Origin of the sequence: Blastococcus sp. KM273129, assembly GCF_021698995.1 — a bacterium.
Lineage (GTDB): Bacteria > Actinomycetota > Actinomycetes > Mycobacteriales > Geodermatophilaceae > Blastococcus.
Window position 1 is genome coordinate 13,991 of the sequence record NZ_SSXB01000054.1, and the last position, 14,004, is coordinate 27,994.

The window sequence follows — 14,004 nt, forward strand, 5'->3', positions numbered from 1 at the left end:
GGGATGTGCCGCCATCGGTGCGTCCGGCGCCCGGTTCTGAGCCCGGGCGGGGGTTCAGTGGTGCGCGGAACCGTTCTTGGCGCGCTCGATCGAGGCCCGGATCTCGTCCTCGGCGGCCTCGCGGCCGACCCACTCGGCACCCTCGACCGACTTGCCCGGCTCGAGGTCCTTGTAGGTCTCGAAGAAGTGCTGGATCTCGAGGCGGTCGAACTCCGACACGTCCTCGATCTCCTTGAGGTGCGCCACCCGCGGGTCCGTCGCCGGCACGCAGAGGACCTTGTCGTCCCCTCCGGCCTCGTCGGTCATGCGGAACATGCCGATGGCCCGGCACGTCACCAGGCACCCGGGGAACGTCGGCTCCTCGAGGATCACCAGGGCGTCCAGCGGGTCGCCGTCCTGCCCCAGGGTGTTCTCGATGTAGCCGTAGTCCGCCGGGTAGCGGGTGGAGGTGAACAGCATCCGGTCCAAGCGGATGCGTCCGGTCTCATGGTCCAGCTCGTACTTGTTCCGCTGGCCCTTCGGGATTTCTACCGTCACGTCGAACTGCACGCACGTAGTGTGGCCCACGGGGGGCTGCGCGGTCGGCGCAGGCCCCCTTCTGGGGGGTGGGCACCATCTCGTCGAGCGGCTCGACGATCGTCACGGCCAACTACGGCCGCTTCCGGCGGCGGATGATCACCGGCATCGCCCTGCTCGTCACGCTGCTCGTCGGCGGTGGCATCGGGCTGGGTGTCTTCCTGGGGACCGACGCCGGTGCCGGGGACGACGCCGTCGCCGTCCCGGACGCCGTGCTGCCCGACCTCGGCGACGCCGAGCCCGTCCTGGCCGCGCTCTCCGCCGATGCGCCGGTGCCCGACCCGGCCGCCCTCGAGGCCGCGCTCACCCCGCTGGTCACCGGCCCGCCGCTCGGGCCGGGCACGACGGCGCAGGTCGTCGACGTCGCCACCGGTGAGGTCCTGTACGACCGGGACGCCGGCGCTCCGCTGACGCCCGCCTCCACCGCCAAGCTGCTCACCGCCACCGCCGCGCTCACCACCCTGGACCCCGCCGCGACGTTCGAGACCCGGGTGGTCGCCGGCTCCGCGCCCGGCGAGGTGGTGCTCGTGGGCGGTGGGGACCCGACCCTGTCGCGCACCGAGCCGTCGCAGAGCTACCCCGGCGCCCCGACGATGGCCGACCTCGCCACCCAGGTCGTGGCCGCGCTCCCGGCCGGCACCGCCGTCACCCGCGTCGTCGTCGACAGCTCGCTGTTCAGCGGGCCGCTGACCGCCAGTGGCTGGGGCCCGGGCGATGCACCCTCCAGCTACGCCGCACCGATCACCGCCACCGCCGTCGACGGCGCGCGGGTCAGCCCCGGGGCGCTCGCGCGCAGCGGCCAGCCCGGCCTGGACGCCGGCGCCGCCCTGGCCGACGCCCTCGGCGCGCCCGGTGCCGCGGTGGTGCTCGGCCAGGCCCCGGCCGGCGCCCGCACCCTCGGCACCGTGGAGTCCGCGCCGGTCGCCCGTCTGGTCGAGCAGGCGCTGTCGCAGTCGGACAACGTGCTCGCCGAGGTGCTGGCCCGGCACGTCGCGCTCGCGCGGGACGAGGCGGCCACCTTCGACGGGGCGGCGCAGGCCGTCGTCGAGGCGCTGGACGAGCTGGGCCTCGACGTCACCGGCATCACCCTGGCCGACGGCAGCGGGCTGTCGCGGGAGAACGTGGTGACCGCCGAACTGCTCACCGCGGTGGTGGGCGGCGCCGCCGACGGCAGCCTCGGCGAGGCCGCCGGGCTGCTGCCCGGCCTGCCGGTGGCCGGCTACGACGGCACGCTCGCCGACCGCGGCGACGACGACCCGGCGACCGCCCCGGGCACGGTGCGCGCCAAGACCGGCACGCTCCTGGGCGTCAACGCGCTGGCCGGCACCGTGGTCACCGCGGACGGCCGGCTGCTGGCCTTCGCCGTGGTGGCCGACGAGGCGACCGGCAGCGAACTGGCGGCCGAGGCCGCGCTCGACGAGTTCGCCGCCACCCTCGCCGCCTGCGGCTGTTAGGGGACCACCCGTCCCCCCACGCCTCGCTCGCTCGGCGCGGGCCCCTGGAGGATGGCCGTACGGTGGAGCGATGAGCAGCGCCTCCTCGATGGTCGACTGGGACCTGGCCGGACGCACGGCCCGCCGGCTGGTCAGCGGCGGCCCGAGCACCACCCGGGAGGAGGCCGCCGCGGTCGTCGCCGAGCTGCACCGCGCCGCCGCCACCGCCGTCGCGCACGTCGAGGAGCTCACCGGGCTGCGGCCGGTCCCCGGGGGCCCGGTCCCCGAGGTCGCCGTGGTCGACCGGCCGGGCTGGGCCGACGCCAACGCCCGCGGCATGGCGACCCTGCTCGACCCGCTGGTCGAGAAGCTCGCCCAGCGCACGGGCCACCGCCCCGGCGCTCTCGCCACCGCCATCGGCTCACGGGCCACCGGTGTCCAGGCCGGCGGACTGCTGGCCTTCCTCGCGTCGCGGGTGCTGGGCCAGTACGAGATCTTCGGCACCGGTGGCCGGCTGCTGCTGGTGGCGCCGAACATCGTCGCCACCGAGCGGAAGCTGGGCGTCGACCCCTCGGACTTCCGCCTCTGGGTCTGCCTGCACGAGGTCACCCACCAGCTCCAGTTCACCGGCGTCCCGTGGCTGGGCGACTACCTCGAGGAGCAGGTCGCGGAGTTCGTCGCCGCCACCGACCTGGCCCCGGACGTGCTGCGCGAGCGGCTCCAGGACCTGCTGCGCAGCCTCGCCGACGCGGTGCGGGGCGGCGGGGACGGCGCCCCCGGGCTGATGGCGCTGGTCCGCGACCCCCGGCAGCGGGAGGTCCTGGACCGGGTGACCGCGGTGATGAGCCTCGTCGAGGGGCACGCCGAGTACGTCATGGACGGCGTCGGCCCGGACGTCGTGCCCTCGGTGCGCACCCTGCGCAAGCGGTTCGCCCAGCGCCGCAAGGGCCGCGGGCCGCTGGACCGGGTGCTGCGCCGGCTGCTGGGCCTCGAGCAGAAGATGAAGCAGTACGCCGACGGGCGGCACTTCGTCGGCGGCGTCGTCGAGCTCGCCGGCATGGAGGGGTTCAACCGGGTCTGGGAGGGCCCGGCGAACCTGCCGCTCATCGAGGAGCTCACCGCGCCGCACCTGTGGGTCGAGCGGGTGCTCGGGCGCCCCGCCCTGCCCGCCTGAGCCCGGTGGCCGGACCTCCCCGCGCGGTCGCGGAGGTGCGGCGCGCGGTCCGCGACGGGCTGCGCGGCGGCGACGGGCCGGTGCTCGCCGCCTGCAGCGGGGGAGCGGACTCGGTGGCGCTGGCCGCCGCGCTCGCCTTCGAGGCCCGCGCCGCGGGTGCCCGGGTCGGTGCGGTCACCGTCGACCACGGCCTGCAGGCCGGTTCGGCGGCGCGCGCGGAGAGCACCGCCGCGCTGCTGCGCGGGCTGGGCCTGGCCCCCGTGCTCGTGCTGGCCGTCCGGGTGGGGGACGACGGCGGCCCGGAGGGGGCGGCCCGCACCGCCCGCCACGCCGCGCTGGCGACCGCGGCGCGCGAGCACGGCGCCCGCATCGCGCTGGGCCACACCCTCGACGACCAGGCCGAGACCGTCCTCCTCGGGCTCGGCCGGGGCTCGGGCCCCCGGTCGGTCGCCGGGATGGTGCCCGAGCGGGCCGCCGACGGCGTCGCCTGGTGGCGGCCGCTCCTGGGCATCCGCCGCGCCACCACCCGGCAGGCGTGCGCCGACCAGGGCCTGCCGGTGTGGGACGACCCGTGGAACGCCGACCCCGCCTACACGCGGGTGCGGTTGCGCACCCAGGCCCTGCCGCTGCTGGAGGAGGTGCTCGGTGGCGGGGTGGCCCCCGCGCTGGCCCGCACCGCGGAGCTGCTCCGGGAGGACCTCGACGCCCTCGACGCCCTGGCGGCCGAGCACCTCGCCCGGCTGGCGGCCGGGTGCGGCGACGGCGGGCTGCCCGCGAAGCCGCTGGCGGCGCTGCCGGCCGCGTTGCGCCGGCGGGTGCTCCGCGGCTGGCTGAGCGGCTCCGGCGTCCCCGACCTGCAGGCGGTGCACCTGCGTGCCGTGGAGAGCCTGGTCACCGGCTGGCGCGGCCAGGGCGCCGTCGACCTACCCGGCGGCGCAGGTGTCGTCCGGGCGTCTGGCACCCTGGTGCTGCTGCCGCCGGGGGACCGGCGCGGCACCCCCGGACCCGCACCCCACGAGGAGCTCACTCCGTGACGGAGCCTGCCAGCACGCCCGGCGCACTCGGTCCCGACCACGGCTACGGCCCGGACATCGACCACGTCCTGCTCAGCGAGGAGCAGATCCGCGAGAAGATCGCCGAGCTGGCCGCGACCATCGCCGCCGACTACGCGGGCCGGGAGGTCCTCCTCGTCGGCGTGCTCAAGGGCGCGGTGCTCTTCATGAGCGACTTCGCCCGCGCCCTCCAGCTGCCCACCCAGATGGAGTTCATGGCGGTCTCGTCCTACGGGTCCTCCACCAGCTCCTCGGGTGTCGTGCGCATCCTCAAGGACCTCGACCGCGACATCACCGGCAAGCACGTGCTCGTGCTGGAGGACATCATCGACTCCGGGCTGACGCTCTCCTGGCTGCTGAAGAACCTGGGCAGCCGGTCGCCGGCGTCGCTGGAGGTCTGCGCGCTGCTGCGCAAGCCGGACGCGGTCAAGGTCGAGGTGCCGGTCCGGTACGTCGGCTTCGACATCCCCAACGAGTTCGTCGTCGGCTACGGCCTCGACTACGCCGAGCGCTACCGCGACCTGCCCTACATCGGCACGCTCAAGCCCGAGGTGTACGCGTGAGATCGCGGTCCTCCGGACCGCACCGCGGCCAGGTGCCGTCCCCCTGCTGAGCTGAGCCCTTCCGTCGCACCGGGTGAGGACCCTCCGGGCCCGTCACCCGGCGCGACCCTCGCGGGGCGGCTCGCCTCGGGGTGCCGCGGCCGGGTTGCCGTGCCCGGCTCTCGTCCGGCGCGTCCTCGGCGCCCCTCGGGGCAGCCTCCGGCCGCCCGCTCGGGGCGCCGACGGCATCGCTCGGGCGGGTGCGTCGCCAGCTCGCGCGCAGGAGATCCACAGGTGTACCGGTGTACCGTCGATCCCGACGACGCTGCACCCGAGCGCCGGGGTCCGTACCCGGGCCGTTCGAGGCGTCCCCGGGACGATCAGGAGGGTCGACGGGCGCCCCACGGCGCCCGGCATCGGTGTATGGAACGCAAGAAGATCTTCCGCTCCGTGTGGTTCTGGGTCGTCCTGGTCATCCTGCTGGCCCTGACGGTCTCGTCGCTGTTCAGCGGTGAGGGCAGCCGCCAGGAGATCACCACCTCGACGGCCCTCGAGCAGATCGAGAGCGGCAACGTCGAGTCGGCGACGCTGAACACCCGGGAGCAGACGCTCGAGCTCGACCTGGCCGACGAGGTCGAGGGCAGCACCGAGGTCGTCACGTCCTACCCCGTGGCGGTCGAGGGCGACATCGTCGACCTCCTGCGCGCGCAGGACGGCGAGGACTTCGACACCAACGTCACGCAGGACAGCCTCCTGACCAGCCTGCTGATCAGCTTCCTGCCGTTCCTCATCCTGCTCCTGCTGCTGTTCTGGCTGTTCAACTCGATGCAGGGCGGTGGCCGCGGCGTCATGGCCTTCGGCAAGTCCAAGGCCAAGCAGATCACCAAGGACATGCCGAAGACGACGTTCGCCGACGTCGCCGGTGCCGACGAGGCGATCGAGGAACTGCACGAGATCAAGGAGTTCCTCGCCAACCCGGTGAAGTTCCAGGCCGTCGGCGCGAAGATCCCCAAGGGTGTGCTGCTGTTCGGCCCGCCCGGCACCGGCAAGACCCTGCTCGCCCGCGCCGTGGCCGGTGAGGCCGGCGTGCCGTTCTTCTCCATCTCCGGGTCGGACTTCGTCGAGATGTTCGTCGGCGTCGGTGCCAGCCGGGTCCGCGACCTGTTCACCCAGGCCAAGGAGAACTCCCCGGCGATCATCTTCGTCGACGAGATCGACGCCGTCGGGCGCCAGCGCGGCGCCGGCATGGGCGGCGGCCACGACGAGCGCGAGCAGACGCTGAACCAGATGCTCGTCGAGATGGACGGCTTCGACGTCAAGGGCGGCGTCATCCTGATCGCCGCCACGAACCGGCCCGACGTCCTCGACCCGGCGCTGCTGCGCCCGGGTCGCTTCGACCGGCAGATCGCCGTCGACCGCCCCGACCTCGAGGGCCGCAAGAAGATCCTCGAGGTGCACGCGAAGGGCAAGCCGCTCGCGCCCGACGTCGACCTGGAGACCGTCGCCCGCCGCACGCCCGGCTTCACCGGCGCGGACCTCGCCAACGTGCTCAACGAGGGTGCGCTGCTGACCGCCCGCAACAACGGCTCGCTGATCACCGACGCCACTCTCGAGGAGGCGATCGACCGCGTCATCGCCGGCCCCGAGCGCAAGACGCGGGCGATGAGCGAGAAGGAGAAGAAGGTCACCGCCTACCACGAGGGCGGGCACGCCCTGGTGGCGCACGCACTGCCCAACCTGGACCCGGTGCACAAGGTGACGATCCTGCCGCGCGGCCGCTCGCTGGGGCACACCCTCGTGCTGCCGACCGAGGACAAGTACACCCAGACCCGTTCGGAGATGATCGACACCCTCGCCTACGCCCTCGGCGGGCGCGCGGCCGAGGAACTGGTCTTCCACGAGCCGACCACCGGCGCCGGCAACGACATCGAGAAGGCCACCGCCATGGCCCGCGCGATGGTCACGCAGTACGGCATGAGCGCCAAGCTCGGCGCGGTGAAGTACGGCAGCAACGCGTCCGAGCCGTTCCTCGGCCGGGACATGGGGTCCCGCCCCGACTACTCCGAGGCCGTCGCCGCCGACATCGACGCGGAGGTCCGCGCGCTGATCGAGGCCGCCCACGACGAGGCGTGGGAGATCCTGGTCGAGTACCGCGAGGTGCTGGACCAGCTGGTGCTGGAGCTGATCGAGAAGGAGACGCTGTCCAAGGACGACATGGCCCGCATCTGCGCGCCGGTCGCCAAGCGCCCCGCCCTCGCGCCGTACAACGGCTTCGGCAAGCGCACCCCGTCGGACCAGCCCCCGGTGCTCACGCCGGCGGAGCGTGCGGGCCAGAACGGGTCGGGGCACCCGGCCCCCGTCGGGGACGTCGGGGCCCCGGTCCAGCGGTGAGCCGGGCCCACCGATGAGCGAGATCCCGGCCGAGCCGGAGGACCAGCTGCTGACCCCGGCCCCCGGGGTCGACCAGGAGCGGGCCGCGGCGGCGATCCGCGAGCTGCTGCTCGCGGTCGGGGAGGACCCCGACCGCCCGGGGTTGCAGGACACCCCGGCCCGCGTCGCCAGGGCCTACGCGGAGACCTTCGCCGGTCTCTGGCAGGACCCGTTCGACATCCTCGCGACGACCTTCGACGAGGACCACGACGAGCTGGTGCTGGTCAAGGACATCCCGATGTACTCGACCTGCGAGCACCACCTGGTGCCCTTCCACGGCGTCGCGCACGTCGCCTACATCCCCGGGGAGGACGGGCGCGTCACCGGCCTGTCCAAGCTGGCCCGGCTGGTGGAGGTCTACGCCCGGCGCCCCCAGGTGCAGGAGCGGATGACCCGGCAGATCGCCGACGCGCTCAACGACGCCCTCAAGCCGCGCGGCGTGCTGGTCGTCATCCGCGCCGAGCACCTGTGCATGGCCATGCGCGGGATCCGCAAGCCCGGCTCCTCCACGGTCACCTCCGCGGTCCGCGGCATCTTCCGCGACAACGCGGCGACCCGCAACGAGGCGATGGGCCTCGTCCTCGGCCGGTGAGCGGGGTGCACCGGTGACGCCGGCGGCGCTGCCGCGACCGGGGCGCTGCCTGGTGATGGGCGTCCTCAACGTCACGCCGGACTCCTTCTCCGACGGCGGCTGCTTCGCCGACCCGGCGGACGCGATCGCGCACGGGATGGCGATGCACGCCGCGGGCGCGGACTACGTCGACGTCGGCGGGGAGTCCACCCGGCCGGGCGCCGACCGGGTCGACGCCGACGAGGAGTGCCGCCGCGTGCTCCCGGTGATCCGCGAGCTCTCCGCCGCGGGGGTGCGCACCAGCGTCGACACCACCCGCGCCGAGGTGGCCGAGGCGGCGCTGCGCGCGGGCGCGGTGCTGGTCAACGACGTCAGCGGCGGGCTCGCGGACAAGAACATGGCCGACCTGGTCGCCGAGTCGGGCGTGCCGTGGGTGCTCATGCACTGGCGCGGGCACAGCCGCGAGATGTACGCGGCGGCGCAGTACGGCGACGTCGTCACGGAGGTGTGCGCCGAGCTGACCGCCCGGGTGGAGGACGTCGTGGCCGCCGGCGTGGCACCCGCGCAGCTGGTGCTCGACCCCGGGCTCGGCTTCGCCAAGCGTGCCGAGCACAACTGGGCGCTGCTGGCCGGGCTGGACCGCCTCGTCGCCGTCGGCCTGCCCGTGCTCGTCGGCGCCTCCCGCAAGACCTTCCTCGGCAAGCTGCTCGCCGGGCCCGACGGGCAGCCCCGCCCGGCCGAGGAGCGCGACGCCGCCACCCTGGCCACCACGGTGCTCGCCGCGGAGGCCGGCGCGTGGGGCGTGCGCGTCCACGACGCCGGTGCCTCGGTGGACGCCGTCCGCACGGTGGCCGCCGTCCGCGCGGCGAGAGGAGCCGGCCGTGGCCACCCCTGACCGCATCGCCGTCCGCGGCATCCGCGCCCACGCCCACCACGGGGTCTACGACTTCGAGCGCGAGCGGGGCCAGGTGTTCCGCGTCGACGCCGTCCTCGAGCTCGACACCTCCGCGGCCGCGGCGACCGACGACCTGGCCCGCACGGTCAACTACGCCGACCTGGCGCAGCGGCTGCACCGCGTGCTGGCGGGGGAGCCGGTCAGCCTGCTGGAGACCCTCGCGCAGCGGCTGGCCGACGTCTGCCTCGCCGACGAGCTGGTGGACGCGGTGGAGATCACCGTCCACAAGCCCGAGGCGGAGCTCGGGGTGCCGTTCGACGACGTCGTCGTCACCATCCGGCGCGACCGCCGATGACCCGGGCCGTCCTCTCCCTGGGCGCCAACCTCGGCGACCGTGCGCTGGCCCTGCGCAGCGCGCTCACCGCGCTCAAGGACGACGGCGTGCTGGTCGCGCGCTCCACGCTGTACGAGACCCCGCCGTGGGGGCCGGTCGAGCAGCCGCCGTACCTGAACGCGGTCGCCGTCGTCCGCGGCGACCGCGACGCCACCGGCTGGCTGGCGCGGGCGCACGAGCTGGAGGCGGCCGCCGGCCGCACCCGCGAGGTCCGCTGGGGCGCCCGCACCCTCGACGTCGACGTGGTCGCGGTGACGGGGGACGACGGCGCGCCGGTCCTCTCCGACGACCCCGCGCTGACCCTGCCGCACCCCCGGGCGCACGAGCGGGCGTTCGTGCTGGTCCCGTGGGCGACGCTGGACCCGACCGCGGTGCTGCCCGGCCGCGGCCGGGTGACCGACCTGGTGGCCGCGCTCGACCCCGCCGAGGTGGCGGCGGTCGTGCGCTGGGACCACCTCCACTAGGCCGTGGCCCCCGTCCGCCGCCGCGACCTCGCCGTCCTCGCGCTCGGGTTCGCGCTCGCCGCGTGGGTGCTGGTGCGGGCCTGGTACGGGGACCTGCCGCCGCTGCGCTGGTGGCTGCCGGCGCCGCTCGCCGTCCTGGCGCTGGCCGAGGCGCTGGGTGCGCGGGTCCTGCGCAGCCGGTTGCACGCGCTGCGCGAGGCGCGGGCGGGGCGCGGCCCCACCGGGCGGGACGCCGCGGGCGTCCGCCCGGTCGAGCCGATGCTGGTCGCCCGGCTCGCGGTGCTGGCCCAGGCCAGCGCGTACGTGGGCGCGGTCTTCGCCGGCGTCTGGCTCGGCGTGCTCGCCTACGCGGGCCCCGCTGTCGGCCGGCTGCAGGCCGCCGGGAGCGACACGGTGACCGCGGTGCTGGGCCTGCTGGCCGCCCTCGCCCTGGTCGCCGCGGCGCTGCTGCTGGAGTCCGCCTGCCGCGTCCCGCCCGGCTCGGCCGACGACGACCCGTCGCCCGGGGTGGCCGCGTAGCGGGCTGCCGCGCAAGAACGGTCAAGCACGCGCACCGGCCGAACCGCCACCCTGGTCCCATGACGGGACGTGACCGGCTCCGCGAGCTGCTCGACGCGGTGCTGGACGAGGGCAACCACACCCTGGCCGAGATGGCCGGCGACGCCTACGCCTCGCCCTTCCACTTCAGCCGGACGCTGTCCCGCGACGCCGGCGAGGCGCCGGTGGCGATGCGGCGGCGGGTGATGCTGGAACGCGCGGCCTGGCAGCTGCAGCAGGGGAGCAGCGTCACCGACGCGGCGTGGGCGGCGGGCTACGAGTCGGTGGAGGGGTTCAGCCGGGCCTTCACCCGCGCCTACGGCCGCCCGCCGAGCGCGGCCGACCCCGGCTCCGGCCACTGGCTGCCGGCGCCCAACGGCATCCACTTCCACCCACCCACCTCGCTGTGGGTGCAGAGCACGGAGCACGCGATGAACCCGCTCACCGAGCAGCTGGTGGCCCACGACCTCGACGACACCCGCCACCTCCTCGACGTGGCGAAGGGGCTGACCGGCGAGGAGCTCCGGGCGCGGCGGCTGCCGGGCCTCGTCGTCCTGCCCTGGGACGGCCCCGAGGAGTCCGTGCAGACCGTGCTCGAGCACCTGGTCTTCACGGTGGAGGTCTGGCTCGCCTCGATCGAGGGCCGCGACACCCCCGACCGGGCCGCGGACCCCGACCCGGCGGCGCTGCTGGCGCGGCACGACGCCGTGGCGCCCCGCTGGCTGGCCACGGTGCGCGACGTCGACCGGCGCGGCGGCTGGGACGACCGGCTGGTCGACGCCCTCTGCGACCCGCCGGAGAGCTTCGTGCTCAGCAGCGTCGTCGCCCACGTGCTCACCTACTCGGCCCACCGGCGCCAGCTGGTGCGGCACCTGCTGCGGACGGCCGGCCACGACGCCGGAACCGGCGACCCCATCCTCTGGCTCCGCGCACGCCGCGGCGAGATCCCTGGAGGCACTCCGTGCTGACCTACCACACCGCCACCACCCTCGACGGCTTCATCGCCGACCCGGACGACTCGCTGGACTGGCTGTTCCGCCAGAAGGGCGGCGACGCCGGCGACCTGGACTTCGACGCCTTCATGGCCCGGGTCGGCGCCATGGTGATGGGGTCGACGACCTACGAGTGGGTCCTCGCGCACGAGCCCGGCAAGCCGTGGCCCTACGAGCTGCCCACGTGGGTGATGACCCACCGGGAGCTGCCGGTGGCCGGCGGCGACGTCCGGTTCACCTCCGGCGACGTCCGCACCGTGCACGCCGAGATGACCGCCGCGGCGGGGGACCGGGAGCTGTGGCTGGTCGGCGGGGGAGACCTCGCCGGCCAGTTCGCCGAGGCCGGCCTGCTCGACGAGGTCGTCGTCTCGATCGCGCCGGTGACCCTCGGCGCGGGGCGGCCGCTGCTGCCGCGGCGGCTGGACCTCGAGCTGGTCCAGGCCGCCGCCACCGGGTCCTTCGTCACCGCCCGGTACCGGGTGGTCGGCCCGCTGCTGGAGGACCGGCCCCGCTAGGCGGAGGCGGCGCCGGCGGTCTCGGGGGCCCGGCCCTCCACGGAGCGGCGCAGCGCCGAGTGCAGCGACTCGGGGGTGAGGACGCCGAGGAACTGGTCGCCGTCGAGCACGGCGACCCACCCGGCCTCGTGCTGGAGCATCGTGGCGAACGCCGTCTTCAGCGACGCCTCACGGGGCACCCAGGCCTCCATCCGCCGGGCCGCGGCACCGACGGTGCCGCTGCCGCCGGCGCGGTCGGGCGAGAGCCAGCCGTGCAGGCGGTCGGCGCCGTCGAGCACCACCGCCCAGCGCGCGCCGGAGCGCTGCAGCGCCGCCCGCGCGTCGGCCAGGCCGTCGTCGGCGTGCAGGACCGGTGGGTGCTCCAGGTCCGCTGCGTCGATCCCGGTGACGGCCAGCCGCTTGAGGCCGCGGTCGGCACCGACGAAGTCGGCCACGAAGTCGTTCGCCGGCCGGCCCAGCAGGTCGGCGGGCGTGGCGAACTGCTCCACCCGGCCGCCGTGGCTCATCACCGCGATGCGGTCGCCGATGCGCACGGCCTCCTCGATGTCGTGGGTGACGAAGACGATCGTCTTGCGCACCGTGGACTGCAGCCGCAGGAACTCCGCCTGCAACCGCTCGCGCACCACCGGGTCGACGGCCGAGAACGGCTCGTCCATCAGCAGCACCGGGGGGTCGGCGGCGAGCGCCCGGGCCACGCCCGCCCGCTGGCGCTGCCCGCCGGAGAGCTGCCCGGGGTAGCGGTCGCCGTGCACGGCCGGGTCCAGGCCGACGGTGGCGAGCAGCTCGTCGACCCGCGCCCGGATCTCGGCCGTCCCCCAGCCGAGCAGGCGGGGGACGGTGCCGACGTTCGCGCGGATGGTCTGGTGCGGGAAGAGCCCGACGTTCTGGATCACGTAGCCGATGCGGCGGCGCATCCGCACCGGGTCGGCGCGGGTGACGTCGTCCTGGCCGATGACGATGCGGCCGGTCGTCGGCTCGATGATCCGGTTGATCATCTTCATCGTGGTCGTCTTGCCGCAGCCGGAGGGGCCGACCAGGACGGTCAGCTCGCCCGCGGCGAAGGTGAGGTCGAGCTCGGCCACGCCGACGGTGCCGTCGGCGTAGACCTTGCTGACGCCCTCCAGCCGGATCTCCACCGCCTCGCCGGACGCGCTCGCGGACGGGGGAGTGTGCGCAGTAGCGTCCACGGCGTGGTCCTCCTGGGGTGCGCCCGGTGCTGAGCGCTGGAGCGGGGACGTCCGCGGTGCAGGCTGCGGACGCGGCGCCGAACCCCTGGTTCGACGCGTCGTACGTGGTCGAGAACTGGGACACCATTCTGCGGTACCTGGGCGAGCACGTCAGGCTCACCGTCGCCGCCGTCGTCCTCGGGGCGCTGATCGCGCTGCCGCTGGCGCTGCTCGCCCGCCGCGTGCGGTGGCTGGCCGCCCCGGTGCTGGGCCTCTCCTCGATCGTCTACACGATCCCGTCGCTGGCGATGTTCGCGCTGATCTTCCCGTTCACCGGGCTGACGGCGACGACGGTGCTGGTCGGGCTGGTCGTCTACTCGCTGGTGATCCTGGTGCGCAACTTCCTGACCGGGCTCCAGGGCGTGCCCGGTGACGTCCGGGAGGCAGCCCAGGGCATGGGCTACGGCCGCTTCCGCCTGTTCTGGCAGATCGACCTCCCGCTGGCGCTGCCGGCCTTCATGGCGGGGCTGCGCATCGCCACGGTGTCCACCGTCGCCCTCACCACGGTCGGGGTGCTGGTCGGGCACGGCGGGCTCGGGCAGCTCATCTTCGGCGGCTTCAACTCGAACTTCTACCGGGCGGAGATCGTCACCGGGGCGGTCGGCTGCGTGCTGCTGGCGCTCTTCGCCGACCTCCTGCTGGCCGGTGCGGAGCGGCTGCTCACCCCGTGGGCGAGGGTGCGGTCGTGACCGGCTTCGGCGACGCCGTCGTCTACCTCAACGACCCGTTCAACTGGACCCGGCCCGGCGGGCTCCTGGACCTGCTCGTGGAGCACCTGGCCGTCTCGGGGATCGCCGTCCTCGCCGCGCTGGTCCTGGCCCTCCCGCTGGGCATCGCGCTGGGCACGAGCGGGCGGGGCGGGGGCGCGGTCGTCGTCCTCTCGAACGTGAGCCGGGCGGTCCCGACCCTCGCCCTGCTCACCCTCTTCGCGGTCAGCCCGATCGGCTTCGGCAACCGCGCCACCGCCATCGCCCTCGCCGTCTTCGCCTTCCCGCCCATCCTCACCAACACCTACGTCGGCTTCCGCGGGGTGGACGGCGACGTCCGAGAGGCGGCGCGGGCCATGGGCATGACCCGCGGTCAGGTGCTGCGCCGGGTCGAGCTCCCGCTCGCGCTGCCCCTGGTGATGACCGGCGTGCGCACCGCCGCCGTGCAGGTGGTCGCCACGGCGGGGCTCGCCGCCCTCGTCGGCGGGGGCGGGCT

General features: G+C 75.0%; 16 protein-coding genes. 14 read left to right on the forward strand and 2 right to left on the reverse strand.

The features are described 5' to 3' along the window. Positions 1-54 precede the first annotated feature (54 nt). Complete coding sequence (locus tag E9565_RS14995; protein ID WP_236824949.1) at positions 55-549, reverse strand: inorganic diphosphatase; 495 nt, start codon at positions 547-549, stop codon at positions 55-57. Positions 550-605: 56 nt separating this feature from the next. Between E9565_RS14995 and dacB the strand changes: the two genes are divergently transcribed. The 12 genes from dacB (at position 606) to E9565_RS15055 (ending at position 11,575) form a co-directional block, all read left to right on the forward strand. Then, positions 606-2,030: a D-alanyl-D-alanine carboxypeptidase/D-alanyl-D-alanine-endopeptidase gene (gene dacB / locus E9565_RS15000; RefSeq protein WP_236824948.1), complete on the forward strand. Its 1,425-nt coding sequence runs from the start codon at positions 606-608 to the stop codon at positions 2,028-2,030. 70 nt (positions 2,031-2,100) lie between these two features. Then, positions 2,101-3,183, forward strand: coding sequence for a zinc-dependent metalloprotease (locus tag E9565_RS15005; RefSeq protein WP_236835694.1), 1,083 nt, complete (start codon positions 2,101-2,103; stop codon positions 3,181-3,183). Positions 3,184-3,188: 5 nt separating this feature from the next. Continuing rightward, positions 3,189-4,217, forward strand: coding sequence for a tRNA lysidine(34) synthetase TilS (gene tilS, locus E9565_RS15010; RefSeq protein WP_236835696.1), 1,029 nt, complete (start codon positions 3,189-3,191; stop codon positions 4,215-4,217). Then, on the forward strand, positions 4,214-4,798 hold the full coding sequence (hpt, locus tag E9565_RS15015) for a hypoxanthine phosphoribosyltransferase (protein ID WP_374201390.1): 585 nt from the start codon (positions 4,214-4,216) through the stop codon (positions 4,796-4,798). Before tilS ends, hpt begins: the two co-directional genes overlap by 4 nt. 402 nt (positions 4,799-5,200) lie before the next feature. Further along, on the forward strand, positions 5,201-7,168 hold the full coding sequence (gene ftsH, locus E9565_RS15020) for an ATP-dependent zinc metalloprotease FtsH (protein WP_236824945.1): 1,968 nt from the start codon (positions 5,201-5,203) through the stop codon (positions 7,166-7,168). Positions 7,169-7,181: 13 nt separating this feature from the next. After that, positions 7,182-7,799: a GTP cyclohydrolase I FolE gene (gene folE / locus E9565_RS15025; RefSeq protein WP_236824944.1), complete on the forward strand. Its 618-nt coding sequence runs from the start codon at positions 7,182-7,184 to the stop codon at positions 7,797-7,799. Between the two features lie 13 nt (positions 7,800-7,812). Next, entirely contained in the window at positions 7,813-8,673 is an 861-nt protein-coding gene (gene folP, locus E9565_RS15030; RefSeq protein ID WP_236824943.1) for a dihydropteroate synthase, read from the forward strand. Further along, positions 8,660-9,028: a dihydroneopterin aldolase gene (folB, locus tag E9565_RS15035; protein ID WP_236824942.1), complete on the forward strand. Its 369-nt coding sequence runs from the start codon at positions 8,660-8,662 to the stop codon at positions 9,026-9,028. The genes folP and folB overlap by 14 nt, the downstream gene beginning before the upstream one ends. After that, the gene (gene folK / locus E9565_RS15040; RefSeq protein WP_236824941.1) at positions 9,025-9,531 is read left to right on the forward strand and encodes a 2-amino-4-hydroxy-6-hydroxymethyldihydropteridine diphosphokinase; all 507 of its coding nucleotides are present in this window, start codon (positions 9,025-9,027) and stop codon (positions 9,529-9,531) included. Before folB ends, folK begins: the two co-directional genes overlap by 4 nt. A 3-nt stretch (positions 9,532-9,534) precedes the next feature. Continuing rightward, on the forward strand, positions 9,535-10,050 hold the full coding sequence (locus tag E9565_RS15045; protein ID WP_236824940.1) for a DUF3180 domain-containing protein: 516 nt from the start codon (positions 9,535-9,537) through the stop codon (positions 10,048-10,050). A 59-nt stretch (positions 10,051-10,109) separates the two neighbouring features. After that, a complete protein-coding gene (locus E9565_RS15050) occupies positions 10,110-11,036 on the forward strand; it encodes a helix-turn-helix domain-containing protein (protein ID WP_236824939.1) in 927 nt (308 codons plus the stop codon). Beyond that, on the forward strand, positions 11,030-11,575 hold the full coding sequence (locus tag E9565_RS15055) for a dihydrofolate reductase family protein (RefSeq protein WP_236824938.1): 546 nt from the start codon (positions 11,030-11,032) through the stop codon (positions 11,573-11,575). The genes E9565_RS15050 and E9565_RS15055 overlap by 7 nt, the downstream gene beginning before the upstream one ends. Here E9565_RS15055 and E9565_RS15060 read toward each other — a convergent pair. Then, positions 11,572-12,762, reverse strand: a complete 1,191-nt coding sequence (locus E9565_RS15060) for an ABC transporter ATP-binding protein (RefSeq protein WP_236824937.1) — start codon at positions 12,760-12,762, stop codon at positions 11,572-11,574. The two genes, E9565_RS15055 and E9565_RS15060, sit on opposite strands and share 4 nt — an antisense overlap. A 56-nt stretch (positions 12,763-12,818) precedes the next feature. Here E9565_RS15060 and E9565_RS15065 point away from each other — a divergent pair, with 56 nt between their 5' ends. Both E9565_RS15065 and E9565_RS15070 read left to right on the forward strand, forming a co-directional pair. Continuing rightward, the gene (locus E9565_RS15065) at positions 12,819-13,490 is read left to right on the forward strand and encodes an ABC transporter permease (RefSeq protein WP_236824936.1); all 672 of its coding nucleotides are present in this window, start codon (positions 12,819-12,821) and stop codon (positions 13,488-13,490) included. After that, on the forward strand, positions 13,487-14,004 hold a 518-nt coding region (locus tag E9565_RS15070; protein ID WP_236835698.1), incomplete at its 3' end, for an ABC transporter permease. The genes E9565_RS15065 and E9565_RS15070, both read left to right, overlap by 4 nt.